Below are 16,519 nucleotides of genomic sequence, written 5' to 3' on the forward strand. Positions count from 1 at the left end.
CGGCGGGCGATCTAGATCGTAGATGTCTACGAACCGCGCTCATTCGGGTGCAATCGTGACCTGCAGCGTGCCTGCGTAGCTCCCCGCTTGGGCGTTGCTCAGCGCCGCCGAGCGCAGGACGACGACCAGGCTCGCTGAGCTACTGGGACCGTTGTTGCAGGTCTTCTGGGTCGCGGACGACACGAAGCCCGAGCGAGCCGACCCAGCCACCAGGCCCGTGCCGCCAGACTGGTTGGCAGCCGAGTTCCACAAGACTTCGTAGGGAAGTTGGGCGCTCCCGGAGACTAGGCTAAACGCCCCCCCCGGGCCACTTCCCAACGCCGTTACGGTGTATCCGAGCGTGTCACTCGCACTGTAGGCGCACACGTTCTGACTCACCACTTGGTCTTGGAAAGAGGCGATCGAACCGAACGCGACATCAGTTAGGCCGCTGAGGTTGACCTTATCCCCCGGTGCCGCAACGGCAGGCGCGGCGAGACAGCCGCTGAATCCCAGGCACGCGCAAAGACTAAGGAGTTTCGCGTAAATCATGGTAAACGATTTCGCGTATCTTGGTTAACTTTTGGTGTAGAAACGCCGACTGCCAGCCACGCGGTAACGTGGCTGGCAGTCGGATTGCGGTCGCGATCAAGCTATTGAGGCGAGAGCAGTAGCGTGAGCGTCCCGGTATAGTTGCTGCCAGCGCTCATTGTGCTGAGGTCGGTAGTACCTATGCCGACTATCAAGCTGGCGGACGCGGTTGGGCCGCTCGAACAGGACTGGTGAGTGGCCGTCGAAGTCAGCGAACTGGAGGCCGCACCAGACGTCAAAGCGGTGCCGCTGGTCTGGCCGGTCGTAGACGACCATTGGACCGAATAAGGGACCGCGTTGGAGCCATTCGTGAGGGTGAATGCGCCGGCTGCCCCGCTTCCGGTAGCGGTGATGGTGTAGGCCTTGGTCGCGGTGTTGGTCCAGGCGCACACGTTCTGCGCGCTGCTGGCGGCAGACGTGGGATCCTGGTTGGCAAAGCTCACGTCGGAAAGCCCGGAGATACGAGCCCGATTGGGAACCGATGCAGTGATGCTAAGCGAACCCGTCGATGTGGTACCCAGTGTTCCGTCGGTCGCCGCGAGCGCAGGGCTGGCGAAGAGGCTGACCAGTGCCGCTGCGCCAAACAGGGGCGCGAGGCGAACTTGGGCTGCGCGTTTATCGGCCTTCGAAACCATTGTAGGAAACCCTCGCTTGATGATCACACCTTGTGTCAGGCAAGGGGAACTACCTAGCTACGGTTAAGAAACCGTTTGCCATCCTGAGCGGGTTCCAATCGATCCGAGGAGACGTGACGTTCATGGTCCTGGCTGAAGCCGTAGAGCAATGGAGACGGGCGATCGATCGACGCGATCTCCAGACGCAGGTCCTCGAGATAGAGAGTCTGCGGCGGTATTCGCTGGCGGTCGGGGATGATGGTTCCGTTGCGGGCGGGCTCCCGCCGCTCGCGCACTGGGCATTCTTCTTATCGAGTCCGACAGACGAGGCGATCGGGCCCGATGGGCACCCTCGCAGCGGTGAATTTCTGCCTGACATTACGCTGCCCCGGCGCATGTTCGCGGGCAGCCGCATCGAATTCCGCGCGCCGCTCCGCCTTGGCGAAGAGGCTGACCTCGTGACCACAATTGCCGACGTCCGCCACAGGACTGGGAGCACCGGCCACCTGGTGTTCGTCGAAGTCGAGCGAACTATTTCACAAGCCGGAATCTGTTGCGCGCGCGAGGTGCAAACTTACGTTTACCGCGACGAAGGAGAGCCGGTTCCCCTTCCCGATCCGGCGGCCTCGCCGCCAGATGGCGAATGCTGGGTCCCCGACGAGGTCAACCTGTTCCGCTTCTCAGCTGCGACTTTCAATAGCCACCGGATCCACTACGACCTACCATACGCGACGCAAAGCGAGGGCTACCCGGCTCTAGTCGTCCACGGGCCGTTCACCGCGGCAAAACTGGCGGGGCTTGCCATGCGCGCTGGCCCCTTGGCTGCATTTCAATTCCGTGCCCTCGCTCCGTTGTTCCTCGGCCAGCCGATTTACCTGCGTGACGCAGGCCAGGGTAGGGTCGAAGCCGCGCGTTGCGACGGCGTTGTCGCTATGCGCGCGGAGTTCACCCTCGCTTGATCAACCCATCGTGGGAATCACGAAAGCATTAGACCCGTCACCGCCGCCGTCGGGCCAGCGCTGTGTCACGGTCTTGACCTTGGTCCAGAACTTGAGGCCTTCGGTGCCGTACTGGTTCGTGTCGCCGAACGCCGAGCGCTTCCACCCTCCGAAACTGTGATAGGCGACCGGCACCGGGATCGGCACGTTGATCCCGACCATGCCAACGTTCACGCGGCTGGCGAACTCGCGCGCAGCGTGGCCATTGCGGGTGAAGATCGCCACGCCGTTGCCGTACTGGTGCTCGCTGGGCAGACGCACGGCTTCCTCGAAGTCCTTTGCGCGGACGATCTGGAGCACGGGGCCGAAGATCTCTTCCTTGTAGCTCTCCATGTCGGTGGTGACCCGGTCGAGCAGCGTCGGTCCGATGAAGAAGCCCTTCTCGTGACCCTGCAAGCTGTACCCGCGGCCATCGATCACCACTTCGGCACCTTCCCTCTCGGCGGTGTCGATCCAAGCTTCGACCCGTGCCTTGTGTTCCGGCGTGACGACCGGGCCGTAGTGCGCCTCGCGATCGGTCGACACACCGATGCGCAGCGCGTTGATCGCCGGGATCAGTTTCTCGCGCAGGCGATTGGCGGTGTCCTCGCCCACGGGTACGACGACCGGAAGCGCCATGCAGCGTTCGCCCGCCGAGCCGAAGGCGGCGCCCGCGAGGTCGCCCACCACCTGGTCGAGATCGGCGTCGGGCATGACGATGCCGTGGTTCTTTGCCCCGCCCATCGCCTGCACGCGCTTGCCCGCGGCGACACCGCGCTTGTAGACGTAGTGTGCGATGTCCGACGAGCCGACGAAGCTCACCGCGGCGATGTCCGGGTGGTCGAGGATGGCGTCTACCATCTCCTTGTCGCCGTGGACCACTTGCAGCAGGCCCTCGGGAGCACCGGCCTCGAGGAACAGCTCGGCGAGCCGCACCGGCACGCTGGGGTCGCGCTCGCTGGGCTTGAGGATAAACGCGTTGCCCGCCGCGATCGCCATGCCGAACATCCACATCGGGATCATTGCCGGAAAGTTGAATGGAGTGATGCCAGCGCCGATGCCAAGCGGCTGGCGCATCGAGTAGACATCGATCCCCGGCCCTGCGCCCAGGGTGTACTCGCCCTTCAGCACCTGCGGGATGCCGCAGGCGTACTCGATCACTTCGAGCCCGCGCTGGATATCGCCCTGCGCGTCGTCGATCACCTTGCCGTGCTCGCTGGCGAGCAGGTGCGCGAGCTCGTCGCGGTTGGCTTCGACCAGTTGCTTGAACGCGAACATGATGCGCGCACGCCGCTGCGGGTTGGTGATCGCCCATTCGGGCTGGACCACCTTGGCCGCCGCTACCGCGCGGTCAAGCAGCGCAGCGTCGCCGAGCGTCACCTCGGCCTGGACCTCGCCAGTCGATGGGTTCCAGATCTGGTGCTTGCGCCCGGCCGAGCTGTCTGCTCCGCCGACGATGAAGTGATCAACTTGGCGCATCACGCAATCTCCGTTTGTGACCCAAGGGCATGGCTTGCGAGCCAACCATTCCGCAACGGCCAGAAGAACAACCCCAATAGGGTGTCAAGGACAATGCCTGGCATCGCGTCCGCTTCTCCGACGGCTCAGCGCCCCGGGCCGGCGCCGTGGATTGAGGCATGGACCTCACAGTATTTTGGATAAGGGGAGTTGCTGAGCACGTATTTCCTCGGCCTGCGTCGCCGCGACCTTCCTCGCCATGCCGAAGGGCCTTTGCGACACCGGCTGTCGGCTGCAATCTGGAGGAAGCCTGCTTAACCAAAAAAATAGACGGCCCAGACTAAGTCTGGTCCGCCGATGGACGTTGAGGTCTCATCGCTGTCCTTCGGGTCGCGCCGAGGAAATTAGAGCAAATAGCTTCTAAGTTAACGTAAAAGAGCGCCTCCACATGTCCGATGACGAGCACAAAGCTGCGCGCGAAGCGCAATTGAAGCCGGACGAGGCGCGCCGGCGACGCAGGGCTCTGAAGGACACGTTTGGCCGGGCCTTACCGCCGCTCCCGCTGAAGCCACCCGTCGACTAAAGAATCGACATCGCCGGGCGAGTGAACTGGGGGAGCATCTCGTAAACCCGTGGAATGGAAAACCTACGGGCTGCCCCTAGGACATTGAGCGCCGGATTATTCAGAGAGCCGGAATGTTCTTTCTTCTGAGCCATATTCTCCTCTTGCATACTCGCGCAGAAGTTTTCGCTAAGTGGCGCCTATGAACGCGGTCACCATCTCGATCACTCGGTACGCTGAGCCGGACAGCCTCATCCTGAGATCATTGGCGCGCGCGCTTAGCCAAGAGGGTGTGACTGGAGAAGTTCTGTTCATCGACCAGGGGCTCGGACCGCCGCTCGATGAGCAAAGCCTTCCGGGAAATCGACTTTCTTTGCGAACGATCCGACGTCGACTGCCCGGGCTATCCGCGGCACGCAACCTAGCGCTCAACGAGGCTGCCCACCCACTCGTCCTATTTCTAGATGCCGACGCTCTAGCTGACCGTCGCTGGGCATATGAATTGACTGAAGTGCTAAGACAGCCGCAGTGCGCGGTGGCTGGCTCGCGGATCGTCCCCTTGTGGCCATCCGCACCACCCTTCTTCGCTCTCTCCGGTGTGCTTCGTGATCAGCTGTCCCTCTTGGACCTCGGGCTCCAGACGATCGATTATCCCAGGGTAGTGGGGGCGGGATTTGCCATAGACTTAAGCAAGCTGCCCCAAGTTCGTTTTGACGAGACTCTGGGTCGAAGGGACGGCCTACTTTTTGGCGGCGAGGAAAGTGATTTTTGTCGGCGTGCAAGGGCAATCGGCTACAGCGTCGCCTATGTGGGCACTGCTTGTGTCGAGCATGTGATTGAACCCGATCGGTGTAGCTGGAACTGGATCTTGCGGAGGATGATTTTCGCAGGGCACGGCAGAGCACGCCTCGGGGGCGTGCCTGGGCCGTCGCGAAAGGCAGGATTCTATGACTGGCTCCTCGCGCCAGTCTACCTCCCACCTTACGCCGTGGGCTGGATGTGGGGTAAGCTCCAGTCGACACGCCCATGAGACCGACCGTTGCAGCAGTAATTCCGACAGTGGGTCGCGCTGAATTGGTTCGTGCGGTGCGCTCAGTTCACGAGCAAAGCTATCTCACAACCGTCATAGTTGTGGTTGCCAAGCCTGACCTGACCTCAAGCATCCGAGCATCGCTGGCCGACGCGCACCTCCATGCGCACGTCGTTGTAGGGCCCTTCCCGCTGAATGGCTCGCAGGCTCGTAATCTCGGCGTCGAGGCCGCCTCAACAGATTTGGTCGCGTTTCTAGATGACGATGATTTTTGGATCCCGACAAAGGTGGAGAGGCAGGTCGAAGCGCTAGTGGCTAGGCCCGGCCGTCACGCAGTGAGCACATCGGCGGCAATGCTCGGAAGAGCTGGACAGCGGCGGGATGCCATACCAGTCCCGGTAGTCCCCTATCGCTGTGGCCTAGTTGCCGACTACCTGCTCGCGAGGCACCGGTCCCGATATGGATATCAATTCATGCAGACGAGCTGCCTTATGGGCTGGCGCGAGAGTTTCCTAGCGATCCCATGGGATCCCAATCTACCCAAGCACCAGGACTGGGATCTCTTGATCCGAATGATCGACCAAGCCGGGCTTCATCATGTGTTCGTCGGCGAGCCTCTCACGATCATTGCAGCGGACTCAGAAGAAGCCGTCTCCCGGGCACCTCGATGGGAGGACAGCCTGCAATGGCTCCAAACCCTCAAAGTGGGCTCCCGGTCTCGCAACGACTTCATCCTTTCCATCGCGGCAACGGCCGCCGTGCGAGCCCGAAGCGCAACGGGATTGGCAGCATCCATTAAAGCCCTCGCGCTGGCGGTTCCTCATTTCGGAGCACTGGCAGCTCTCGCCAACGAGCTTCTGGCGACCGGGTTTCCCAAAGCTCACAGAACGATCAGACAATCAAAAGGGCGCCACCACCTTGGTTGACGGTCGAGATAAAGTGGCGTTCTCGATTATCATTCCTTCGCATGATGGCGAGGAAACCCTTCCCGTGTGTTTAGAGGCCCTTGCCCTGGCTGATCCGCCGACGGGCGGAATAGAGATCATCCTCGTCGATAACGCCAGTAAGGATCAAACATCCGCCATATTCCGGAAGTTCGCGGCAGCTACGGGTGCGATAGTTTTGCATGAGCCCCGCCGCGGGAAATCGCATGCGCTGAATCTGGCGATCGAACGCGCGTCGGGCGCTATCCTGCTCTTTTTGGATGACGACATCGTTGTCGAGCACGACCTTCTGGCAGCGTATGCTGATGCGGAGCGGCGCTTTCCCGATGCCGCAATCTTTGCAGGCCAGATCAGGCCTCGCTGGCTCTGCGAGCCGCCAACCTGGCTGGCATCACTGGCTGAGGAAGGTCGATGCTGCGGATGCACCCCGGCGTCATTAGGCTCCTGCTGGGTGGACCCGTTATTAGCCAAGGGAGGAAACATGGCTGTCCGGCGCAACGCGCTGGGCGACGCGCGATTTGATACTCAAAACGTGAACTTCGGCGCCCAAACCGTTCCAGTGGGGGGTGAAGACACGCATTTAGTTCGGCAGGTCGCCGGCAGCGGATCGGTCCGCTATGTCTCCGAAGCTAGGGCCGGTCATTTGGTCTCTTTCCGGGACCAGCGCTGGGCAGCGGTGTTTGTCCGTTACCTGCGCATCGGCCGTGGTAACGCGGCTCAAGGTCTGGTGGGCCCCGCTAGGCTCCCCATAGCCATCAGGGCGTGTTCCTCAATCGTTGTCGCCGCAGCCGCCTTCGCCGTCGGGGCGCGCACAACAGCCGCCCGATGGGGCACTCGCCTCGCAATGCAGGTAGGGGCGCTCGACTTTCTGCTCCGGATCAAGTCGAGGTCTTGAGCCAATGCGACAAATCTCGACCGAGGAACGCACTGAGCCAAGCGACCTGCGGGGCGAAGCGATCCTGCAATTGGCGCCTTATCGCCGGATCCATAGGTGGGTTTGGGCGCGGTACCGTATTCAGGGTGCCGAGCAGTCGGCGTAGTCCCTGCCGCATGTCCTTTGACAACAAAGGTTTCGAAAGGAACCCGGCCCATCTCGGCGGATAGTGGGCCAGGTCGTTGACCATCCGAGAGCGGAATTGCTTCGCAGGGTTGCTCAGAGTGATGTCGATACTATCCGCGGGCACTGGATCGACTGATAACCAGTTGAATAGCTTCCGCAGCGTTTCTCGTGGGCGCTCGCGTAGGTCATCTAGCAGGACCACCGAGACGCGGTCCGGCGAGAAATACCGAAGATATCGTTCGATGTTGCCCTGGAAATCGTAGACCCTGCCGTACAGCAGATTCTCTGGATAGCCGCGCCGAATGGGCCGTAGATCAAGTGCTCGCCGGCCTTCAGCTTCAAGGGAAGCTGAAAAGGTAGTTAGGTCCTCGGTACCGTTGAAGCGTAGCTGGTGGTACATCGAGTACACCGCGTCCACCGGGTTGCGCAGTGTGAAGAGGATCTGCGCACCCGAGCATTCGCGGGAGATGCGTTCCGCTGCAACCGCGGAGTAAAAATTGTGGGTCGACCCATCGATCGCCCAGGCCTGTGATCCACGGCTGCGATAAAGGGACCGATAGTCGCTTTCGGTCATGCGAGGCGACGTGGAGGTAAGATCGCTCGCAAAGAATACCGGCTCTTTCACTGCTGGCGCAAAGATATCAGGGTGCTGCCTGAGCCAGTCGGCAAGGGAAGTCGTCCCACATTTGGGTGCACCGGCGAGGAACAGATTAGGAAATCTGGATTGATTCATCGAGCTCCCCGCTCATGTCGGAGGAGAGCTAGCATCGCGAAATTCCAGATCACGATGCCGCCTGCCGTTGCGAGAGCAGCGCCAAGAGCGCCTTCGCTCGGTATCAGCCAGATACCGATGGTAAAGCTGGCTCCGAGGCCCGCGACCTGACCGGCCAGTACAGATCGAGCACGCCCGCGCATTGCTAGGAGCATGCCTACCGGCCCACAGGCCGCATTGATTATCTGCGCCGCGCCGACAATCCCGAGGAGGCGTGCGCTCGACACGAACTCAGCGCCGAAAAACTGCATTAGCACGGGTCCCGTTACGACCAGCGTCAGCACAATGGCGGCGGTGAGCGCCGTAGTTGCCCATGTAAATATCCATCTTAAGCGAGCAATGGCCTGGTGGTCCTCCAGCGCCCAAAGTTCCGCCACGCGGGGAGCAAAGCGCATTCCGGCGGCCTGCACGGGCAAGGCCATCAGGGGTACAAGCCGGGCAACCGGCTGAAACAGTCCAGCTTCACGCGCTGAAGTCAGCCACCCAAGCATCAGCGTATTAATCTCGCCCAAGAGGATCCCAACCAACGATATTCCCAGGAACGGCATGGCCTCACCGCCCCAGCTTGGCCACCCTCGTGCGGGACTTCGCCCACCGGTGTTCCGCATCAGAACGCCCAGCGAATGACGGTGGCCAATCAACATCGCAACGCCAGCAGTCCCGGCGAAAGCAATGATATAGGTGGATGCGGCAATCCCCGGCTGCATCGCGGAAATCACGAGAAGGATCATGACGAGCAGGGCCGGCCTCAGAACCTCTCCGGGGATCTGCGCAGCAGCTGTCCTGCCTAGCCCCTGCGCAATACCCCGCTGCAACTGCAGTAGTGCCACCGGCGGTATAACAAAGGCGCCAACCAGCAATGCAGGTCGATAAGGGCCCGGAATCGGACCCGCGAGCGAAAGAATGATAAACCCGGCGCAGGCCAACAACGACAGCGCGAGGACCCATCGAAGGCTGCCCGATGCAAAGACCGCGGCGGCCGCTACGTTTCCGAGGCTCACCTCACGAGCTACCTTGCGAACCGCTAGTTGGCCGAGTCCGAATAGGGCCACGACTGACGCTATTTGGGCCACGGACAAGACTACTGAAGCCATGCCGTACTGTTCGGCTCCAAGCCATCTCGCGGCAAACACGGCCTGAGCGAAAACGAGGCCCAGGCCGATCAGGCGAATACCCACGCTGCGGATCGCGTCGCGTGCGATTGGCCCCGACCCAAACGATGCCACCGGCCGGAGATAGTTTCTCATGTTAGCGAACGACCGCGCACATTGTCGCCCTCGGTGGATACGCGCCGGACCGTATCGACGATATAGCCGTTCACATCGCCCATCGTCCGAGCGAAAGCCTCCGCCCGATCGCGATAGCCATCGAGGCCCTCCGCGATAGCGTGACGGAGTGCCGGTTCGGTTTTCTCGCCCGGTGCCAACCGCCAGATGAGGCCGGCCCGCTCTTGTTCCTCCACATAAGCGTACGCTTTGTCGATCTGAACGACTGATGGAACTCCAAGCGCGGCCGCTTCGCTTGCGACAGTAATACTCTCTCCGAAACAGAGCCGGCAATGCGCAAGAAGATGATGAAAAGCGGACGGCCTGCCCCGGATCCGCAGCGGCTCCAAGTCCGGGGGAAGGTCCCCTTCCGCGGACAAATGTACTTTGCCCAATCTTGACAGGTAACCGACGACTTCGCGCAGCTGGGCGGGCTCGATACCGCACCGACCGGCGTCGTGGTTGGCGCGCCAAGCAACGAGCCGGATGATGAAATTGTCGCAGGCAGGATCCCACCCCGCCGCCCTCGCTTGAGCGGGATCAGCCTGGAAACGATCAGGATGGAGATAGGCGAACTGCTTACTTCCTCTGAAACGGAAGGTGCGCCCTTTAGCTTCCCGGCCCTTCCAGCTTTGCGGTACGTGCCACTCCGAAATGAACGGAACCGTAAGCCCAATCTGCAGAGCCGCATGTTCAGTGTCGTAGAACGAGACGCTGGGCACGTTCGTCAGCTTCCCTACATGCGAGATAGCCACGCCGCCGAACCCGACCAGCACGTCCGGGCGCCAGCGCCGGACAAACGAAAGGAGCGCGAGGTCGCGCTCAATCAGTTCCAGGGCTTGGCCACCCCGACCGGCCCGGGCATTTGACAGCGGTCGATGCTGGTGTCCTAGATCGTCAAGTAGGCCGGTCAGGACATCCTTCTGCCGGCTAGCGATACACACATCTACACCGTCCCCTTCCAGCGCGCGGATCGCGTGGTGGAAGAACATAGCATCTGCCGGATGCACCATGTCGAACAGCAGGCGCATCAGTAATCCGTATAGTACCGACCGGTAGGCCACGGCTCTCGCGGCACCTTCAGGCGCTTACCCCAACGCAGCGTCGAGCCGGTGGATGCAGAGGAAGTCGCAGCGCTGTGGGCTCCGCGGGTCAGCGAAACGACCTCACCGACACGATAACTCGTGCCATCGACGACGATTGCATCGTCTTCAACAGTGTATGGCCCTGGGACTTTGATCTCCAGCACGCTTGCACCGGGCCTGACCTTCTTCCCGGCGACGTAGACCTTTCCCCAATGTTGGAGGTAGTTTGAGCGCAGGGTCTTGCTGTCAGCGCCCAGCAGGCGGTCTCCTCTGACGGCAGGCCGAAATGGCGCGAGCAGCGCCGGAGAGTTCGCAACCAACAACGGCACGGCCTCTCTGTCGAGCGCTTCGCTATACACGAGCTCGCCGCGCTGGCGGGACTCAGCAATCGCCCAACCGCTCGCAAAGCGGGCCACTGCGCGGGGGTAGTCACCCACCATCCCGCTGTCGTCGATGTACGCGACGGGCTTCGGAAAAATCTCCCGCACACCGTCCAGTATTACTTGCTGGGAAACGAGAACGCGTCTGTCTTCGCGCAACGAAAGGACAACCGCGTTCCCCAGCAAGAGGAGGGAGAGGAGCGAAAGCCCGTAACGGCGAACAGCCAGGTTTGCCGCGGGTGCCGCGCCAACGATAACCGGCGGGAGGATAAACGCGAAGAAATATGGAAAGGCATTTCGATAGGCGACCACTGAAACGACGGGTGCAAGGAGGCCGAACAGAAGCAGGCGCCGGCTTGTCCGTGCCTCCTTCAAGCCCATCCAGACGGCGTAGGCGATGATAACGGACAGGATGGGCGCCGATGCAATCTGGCTGAGAAAAAAGCGCCCCTGCGGAAAGAGTCCGGCAGAGAACATCCATCTCGCGGAGTTCAGCGCATAGACGATTACCCCGACGCCCGATGCGGCGGCGACCGCGATGACGCCTGCGGCGACGGCACATAACCCTAGTAACGTTGATCGCAGTCTCTTCCCATCCAGCGGTCCGAGACGATAAAGCAGTGCGGCCAGGAATGCGGGGAACCACACGGCGCTTTTGATTGTCGCCACGAACGCAAGGACCAGAAGCAACGCTCCGATGGCCATCTCGCGAATACGTAGCTCACCAGCCATTACTAGCCAAAGCGCCAGCGACAGAAACGCCGCGGCGATCATGTCGGCGCGGATCGCGAATGCATGAAGAAAGACGTAACCGCCGGTGGCGAACAGAAGCGTGCAGAAGAGTGCCGTGTCGCGCGGCACTAAGCGCTGGGCCATAAAGTAGATGCTGGCCAACGTTACCATCTCGAATGGAAGTATCAGCAGTCGGACAAGCTGAATGTGGTCGATCGTGTCCCCCGGGAGAGCCGGGACCCACGAGAACAGGTAGACGTAAGGAGTCTGAAGGGTTGGCGACCATCGGCCCAGCCGGAACTGGTGTATCTCGCTGAAGTGATAGAACTCGTCCCAGTTGACGCTCTTGGAGAAGACGAGTTCGACCTGAAGTAGGAGTACGAGGACGAGGCAGGCCAATGCTATGGCCTGCGGACGATCGTTGTCGATGTCCCAATAAGCGTGCTTCACGATCGCGGGGCTGGCAGTCATGCCTCAGGCCGCGTCCTTCGATGCACTGATCGGAGGCACGGATTGGGCAAGCCGGGAGGAATTCGGCGTTGATAAAAAATCAAGCTTGTCCTCAAGCGTTCGCAGTCTGACCAAGTTGGCCTCTAGAAGTTTGCGGTTCGCGCCGATCAAGTCCGCCAACATCCCCATGATCGCTACCAGCGCGCCCACGACCAGCAGGGCGCCGCCGATCACAAGCGACTGGACATGCCCTTCACCGCTTCCATGAACCCAGAACCACATGAAACGGACGATTGGCGCCAGTCCAATCCCGCCTAGTATCATTCCCGTGCCGACGAACGCGCGTAAGGGATTGTGGGTGGTATAGGCGCGGACCATCGTCACCCCGGTCTGTGCAATGAACCGTGGAATTGACCGAAAGAGCCGACTGGGGCGCTCGACCGCATTTGTACGAACAGGGACGCTCTTGATCGCCAACCGCTTACGGCCGGCCTGAATCAACATGTCCGTCGTGTACGAAAACTCGGTAGTGATGTTAATTCGCTGAGCCGCTTCCCGGCTCATGGCACGAAAACCGCTCACCGCATCGGGGATGTCGGCACCTGCCATGTTCCTAACCGCGCGGCTGCCAAGCCGTTGGAGGACGCGCTTAACGGGCGAGAAATGAGCGTTCCGGGCGACGCCCCGATCACCGACTACGATGTCAGCTTCTCCGGATAGGACCGGAGCCACAAGCGCAGGAATGTCCTCACCCGCGTATTGCCCATCCGCGTCGGTATTGACGATTATATCCGCCCCTGCCGCCAAGGCAGCATCAACGCCGGAGCGGAAAGCTGCTGCTAGACCGCGATTGCCGCGGTGTCGGACGATATGCCGTACACCCCAGCGCGCCGCTACTTGTGCCGTACCATCACTCGACCCATCATCGATCACAAGAATCTCGATTGTGTCGATCCCCTCGATCTTGCGGGGCAGCGCGAGCAAAGTCCCGGGTAGATGGTCGGCCTCGTTGAGGCATGGGATCTGAATGATAAGCTTTGTCATGATGCCCCCGGTGACGAACGTCGCGCGCGCTCCCCCGAAGCTCCATATCGAGCGTCGCCATTAAGAAAGCGTAAACCACGATTTGAAAGACATCCGCTTCCAAACGGGCTTCTGCGCAGCAAATTTCCTCGGCGACCGGGCTGGAGGTGGGGCGTGCTTGGCGTTCGAGAGGCGACCCACGGGACGTGCTGGCAAATTGGAGCGCGACTTTGTCGGCATCGATGTATGAGGTGCAGGCAGTATTTCCGAGGTGGCTAGCTACCGATGTCCTTCCCAAAAATGAGGGCCTACTTCGCGAACTTAAGGCACAGACCATGAGTGTTGGGATGACGGCAACGACGCACGATGTTCCGGGGCGACAGCTCGCCGACAGTTTCGGGCGCGCGATTACCTATGTCCGTGTTTCGGTGACCGATCGCTGCGACCTGCGCTGCCGCTATTGCATGCCGGAACGGATGCAGTTCCTCCCTAAACGCGACATCCTCACGCTCGAGGAAATCGCCACCTTGGTGGACATCTTCATCGCCCGCGGGGTCCGGCGGGTCCGGCTGACCGGCGGCGAACCGCTTGTCCGCCGCGGGATCCTCGACCTCGGCGCGCGCATCGGCGCGCGGGTCGGCGCAGGGCTCGACGAATTGACGATGACAACGAATGGCACCCGACTGGCGGAGTTTGCGCCCGGACTGTTCGACGCCGGGATCCGGCGCATTAACGTGAGCCTCGACAGCCGCAGGGCGGACCGTTTCTCTCACATAACGCGCGGCGGAAACCTCGAACAGGTGCTGGGCGGGATCGATGCCGCCAAACGCGCAGGCCTGTCGATCAAGATCAACATGGTGGCGCTCGCCGCGCTCAATGACGACGAGATCGAGGACATGCTTCGCTGGTGCGGCGATGAAAGGTTCGACCTCACGCTGATCGAGACCATGCCGCTCGGCAAGATCGAGGAAGATCGCACCGCGCACTACCTGCCGCTGGACGACTTGACGCGTCGCCTATCCGCAAACTTCGATCTCACCCCGTCGCTGCGACGGACGGGCGGTCCTGCCCGTTACTACGAAGTGTCCCCGCTAGGCATCCGCTTGGGACTGATCACGCCGATGAGCCGCAATTTCTGCGACGGCTGCAACCGCATACGGATCGCCGCGACGGGAACAGTCTATGGCTGTCTTGGGCACGACCAAAGCGTCGAGCTACGCGACGCCTTGCGCGGCGGCGGCGAAGAGCGCGTCAATGAACTGCTCGACGAGCTTCTGGCCGGAAAACCGCGCCGCCACGACTTTCGGATCGGCCCCGCGAGCACGCCATCGGTGGCGCGGCACATGAGCGTGACCGGTGGTTAGGCCCTCGCCCGCGGTCTAGAACCGCAGAGCCTGGACCAGTTCGCCGACATGCTTGGCGCGATCGCCCTTGGGCCGACGAAGAAGCAAATCGGCTTCGGCAAGCGTAAGCTGGGCGCCCGAGTCCTGGTTGTCCGCAGGGATCGCGCCTGACTCCGTCCGGCGCGCCCGCACGAATTCTTCTCGGTCGCCCCCCGCCGCCAGGGGACTCGCCAGCACGATTTCGTACCAGTCGAGCGTTGGCGGGCGCCCGGTAAGCCCGGCGATAAGCGGGACAAGAAGAAGCCTTGCCGTGACCATGGCGGACGTCGGGTTTCCCGGCAATCCCAGCACCAGCCGGTTCCCGGCCCGGCCGATCCAAACCGGTTTGCCCGGCTTCATGGCAACTTTGGTGAAGACGAGTTCCATCTCCTGGCGCTGGAACATGCGCTTGGCGAAGTCTCTCTCGCCGACCGAGGCTCCTCCGGTCACGACGACGACGTCTGCATTCCTGAGCGCTTCTGCCGCCGCGGCCTCCATAGCCGCCAGATCATCGCGCAAGCGGCGGATGCCGATCGTCACCCCGCCCCACTGCTCGACGAGCGCGGCAACGCCGTAGCTCACGCTCTCCGGGATCGTAGAGGGTCGATCGCGGGCAGTACCCGGCGGGGCAAGCTCATCACCGGTCGACAGGATAGCCACACGCGGCTGCCGCCACACCTCGACCTCGGCGACGTCGGCCGCCGCCGCCGCGACGAGCGACCGGGGGTTCAAGATCGATCCCTTGGGCAGCATATCCGCCCCCACCCGGAAATCCGACCCCAGTCCGCGAACATGGTGCGGACCCTCGGGCAATCGGGGAACGGTGACGCCCTCCCCCTCGCGCTCGACGCATTCCTGGATGACGATCCGGTCCGCTCCCGACGGAACAGGAGCGCCGGTGAATATCCGCACGGCACAGCCGGGCTCGAGCGGATGAGCGAAGCCACCGCCCGGATATGATTCTCCGACCACCCGCAGCGTGCCGGGAAGGTCGGCTTGGCGCACCGCGTAGCCGTCCATCGTCGAGCAGTCCGCCCGGGGGGAATCGATCATGGCGGTCACGTCTAGAGCGAGAACGCGCCCAGCCGCGCGCTCAAGCGACACCGATTCTTTGCCGAGCGGACGAGCGATATCGGCGATGCAGCCAGCAGCCTCGTCGAAGGTGATCATCGGAGAGTGTCGCCTCGAATCGTGTGCTCGCCGGCACGCATCCCGCTCACGCGCAACGGCCTCGCAGGCGGGGTATCTGACCCGCCAGCGAGCAAGGGCGATAGCGACTGTCCAGCTCGAGCGCGAGAACGAGGTCCCACGCGTCGCGGCAGGCCCCGGTCGATCCGGGCAGACAGAACACGAAAGTCTCGTCGATCTGACCGGCGAAGGCGCGCGACTGCAGGGTCGAGACCCCAACTGTCGAGAGGCTGGCCTGATGGAACACCACCGCGAATCCATCCATCTCGCGGCGGAACAGCGGCCGCACCGCCTCGGGAGTCACGTCGCGCGGAGAAAAGCCGGTGCCCCCGGTGACCAGAATCACATCGACCTTCGCATCGGCCACCCAAGCAGCGACTTGGCCGCGAATGCGCTCAATATCGTCCGGAACGATCGCCTTGGCGGCAAGCGAGTGGCCCGCCGTCGTAAGGCGCTCGACCAGCAGGCTGCCAGAAGTATCCGTAGCCTCGTCGCGGGTGTCGGAGACGGTCAGCACCGCAATGTGCAGGGGATGAAACGGAAGGCTTTCGTCGAGACCGGCCATTCCTCTTCAGCTCCAGCGTGCCGTATCGGCATAATCGGACGCCGAGGGTTCGATCCAGCGCGAGCGGTCGCTGGCGTCCTCGCGTTTCCAGAACACCGCCTCGGTCTTGAGGCGATCCATCATGAAATCCGCCGCCTCGAAAGCCGCCCGGCGGTGGACCGATGCGGCGGCGACGAAGACGATGGCATCGCCCGGCACGACTTCACCAAAACGGTGCACCACCCGAACCGCGCTGACCGCGAAGCGCTCCCGCGCAAGGTCAGCGATTTGCTGGATGGACGCTAGGGTGAGAGTGGGGTGATGGTCGAGGAACAAGCGCTCCACGACCGCGCCGCTGGCAGCCATGTTCCGGGCTACCCCCACGAAGCTCACCACCGCCCCCTCCCCATGCAAAGCGGCCAAAAAGCCGTCGAGCTCGTCTTGGGGACGCAGCGGCCGGTCGGTGATGACGGTATCGGTCAA

General features: G+C 62.1%; 16 protein-coding genes. 5 read left to right on the forward strand and 11 right to left on the reverse strand.

The features are described 5' to 3' along the window. Window positions 1–39 precede the first annotated feature (39 nt). Window positions 40–366, reverse strand: coding sequence for a hypothetical protein (locus tag ACWPM1_RS13105; protein WP_455695351.1), 327 nt, complete (start codon window positions 364–366; stop codon window positions 40–42). A 266-nt stretch (window positions 367–632) separates the two neighbouring features. Then, window positions 633–1,013 carry a hypothetical protein gene (locus ACWPM1_RS13110; protein WP_455695352.1) on the reverse strand — a complete coding sequence of 127 codons (381 nt, stop codon included), beginning with the start codon at window positions 1,011–1,013 and terminating at the stop codon, window positions 633–635. 314 nt (window positions 1,014–1,327) lie between these two features. Between ACWPM1_RS13110 and ACWPM1_RS13115 the strand changes: the two genes are divergently transcribed. Beyond that, window positions 1,328–2,143 (forward strand): FAS1-like dehydratase domain-containing protein, encoded by an 816-nt coding sequence (locus tag ACWPM1_RS13115; protein WP_455695453.1) that lies wholly within the window; start codon window positions 1,328–1,330, stop codon window positions 2,141–2,143. Here the strand turns inward: ACWPM1_RS13115 and ACWPM1_RS13120 are convergent, their stop codons facing one another. After that, entirely contained in the window at window positions 2,144–3,640 is a 1,497-nt protein-coding gene (locus ACWPM1_RS13120) for a CoA-acylating methylmalonate-semialdehyde dehydrogenase (RefSeq protein ID WP_455695353.1), read from the reverse strand. Between the two features lie 743 nt (window positions 3,641–4,383). On the opposite strand from ACWPM1_RS13120, the gene ACWPM1_RS13125 reads away from it, so the two are divergent. Genes ACWPM1_RS13125 through ACWPM1_RS13135 form a run of 3 tightly spaced genes read left to right on the forward strand, consistent with a single transcriptional unit; the run spans window position 4,384 to window position 7,050 of the window. Continuing rightward, window positions 4,384–5,211: a glycosyltransferase family 2 protein gene (locus ACWPM1_RS13125; RefSeq protein WP_455695354.1), complete on the forward strand. Its 828-nt coding sequence runs from the start codon at window positions 4,384–4,386 to the stop codon at window positions 5,209–5,211. Continuing rightward, window positions 5,208–6,137: a glycosyltransferase family 2 protein gene (locus ACWPM1_RS13130; RefSeq protein ID WP_455695355.1), complete on the forward strand. Its 930-nt coding sequence runs from the start codon at window positions 5,208–5,210 to the stop codon at window positions 6,135–6,137. Before ACWPM1_RS13125 ends, ACWPM1_RS13130 begins: the two co-directional genes overlap by 4 nt. Before the next feature lie 13 nt (window positions 6,138–6,150). Beyond that, window positions 6,151–7,050 (forward strand): glycosyltransferase family 2 protein, encoded by a 900-nt coding sequence (locus tag ACWPM1_RS13135; protein WP_455695356.1) that lies wholly within the window; start codon window positions 6,151–6,153, stop codon window positions 7,048–7,050. On the opposite strand, the gene ACWPM1_RS13140 is transcribed toward ACWPM1_RS13135, so the two are convergent. From ACWPM1_RS13140 to ACWPM1_RS13160, 5 genes are read right to left on the reverse strand one after another with little or no spacing between them, the layout of a single operon-like run. Beyond that, window positions 7,034–7,948, reverse strand: coding sequence for a sulfotransferase family protein (locus ACWPM1_RS13140; protein ID WP_455695357.1), 915 nt, complete (start codon window positions 7,946–7,948; stop codon window positions 7,034–7,036). The two genes, ACWPM1_RS13135 and ACWPM1_RS13140, sit on opposite strands and share 17 nt — an antisense overlap. Next, the gene (locus ACWPM1_RS13145; RefSeq protein ID WP_455695358.1) at window positions 7,945–9,234 is read right to left on the reverse strand and encodes an oligosaccharide flippase family protein; all 1,290 of its coding nucleotides are present in this window, start codon (window positions 9,232–9,234) and stop codon (window positions 7,945–7,947) included. The genes ACWPM1_RS13140 and ACWPM1_RS13145 overlap by 4 nt, the downstream gene beginning before the upstream one ends. Beyond that, window positions 9,231–10,283 carry a DUF354 domain-containing protein gene (locus ACWPM1_RS13150; RefSeq protein WP_455695359.1) on the reverse strand — a complete coding sequence of 351 codons (1,053 nt, stop codon included), beginning with the start codon at window positions 10,281–10,283 and terminating at the stop codon, window positions 9,231–9,233. The genes ACWPM1_RS13145 and ACWPM1_RS13150 overlap by 4 nt, the downstream gene beginning before the upstream one ends. Next, window positions 10,283–11,920 carry a hypothetical protein gene (locus ACWPM1_RS13155; RefSeq protein ID WP_455695360.1) on the reverse strand — a complete coding sequence of 546 codons (1,638 nt, stop codon included), beginning with the start codon at window positions 11,918–11,920 and terminating at the stop codon, window positions 10,283–10,285. The genes ACWPM1_RS13150 and ACWPM1_RS13155 overlap by 1 nt, the downstream gene beginning before the upstream one ends. Window positions 11,921–11,923: 3 nt before the next feature. Continuing rightward, the gene (locus ACWPM1_RS13160) at window positions 11,924–12,943 is read right to left on the reverse strand and encodes a glycosyltransferase (RefSeq protein WP_455695361.1); all 1,020 of its coding nucleotides are present in this window, start codon (window positions 12,941–12,943) and stop codon (window positions 11,924–11,926) included. Between the two features lie 326 nt (window positions 12,944–13,269). Here ACWPM1_RS13160 and moaA point away from each other — a divergent pair, with 326 nt between their 5' ends. Next, the gene (gene moaA, locus ACWPM1_RS13165) at window positions 13,270–14,286 is read left to right on the forward strand and encodes a GTP 3',8-cyclase MoaA (protein WP_455695362.1); all 1,017 of its coding nucleotides are present in this window, start codon (window positions 13,270–13,272) and stop codon (window positions 14,284–14,286) included. A gap of 15 nt (window positions 14,287–14,301) precedes the next feature. Here the strand turns inward: moaA and ACWPM1_RS13170 are convergent, their stop codons facing one another. The 3 genes from ACWPM1_RS13170 to ACWPM1_RS13180 are packed head-to-tail and all read right to left on the reverse strand — an operon-like array spanning window position 14,302 to window position 16,519. Further along, the gene (locus ACWPM1_RS13170; protein ID WP_455695363.1) at window positions 14,302–15,474 is read right to left on the reverse strand and encodes a molybdopterin molybdotransferase MoeA; all 1,173 of its coding nucleotides are present in this window, start codon (window positions 15,472–15,474) and stop codon (window positions 14,302–14,304) included. A 46-nt stretch (window positions 15,475–15,520) separates the two neighbouring features. Next, complete coding sequence (gene moaB, locus ACWPM1_RS13175) at window positions 15,521–16,057, reverse strand: molybdenum cofactor biosynthesis protein B (RefSeq protein WP_455695364.1); 537 nt, start codon at window positions 16,055–16,057, stop codon at window positions 15,521–15,523. Window positions 16,058–16,063: 6 nt separating this feature from the next. Continuing rightward, window positions 16,064–16,519 carry a molybdenum cofactor biosynthesis protein MoaE gene (locus ACWPM1_RS13180; protein WP_455695365.1) on the reverse strand — a complete coding sequence of 152 codons (456 nt, stop codon included), beginning with the start codon at window positions 16,517–16,519 and terminating at the stop codon, window positions 16,064–16,066.

Source organism: Tsuneonella sp. HG249, assembly GCF_053819205.1.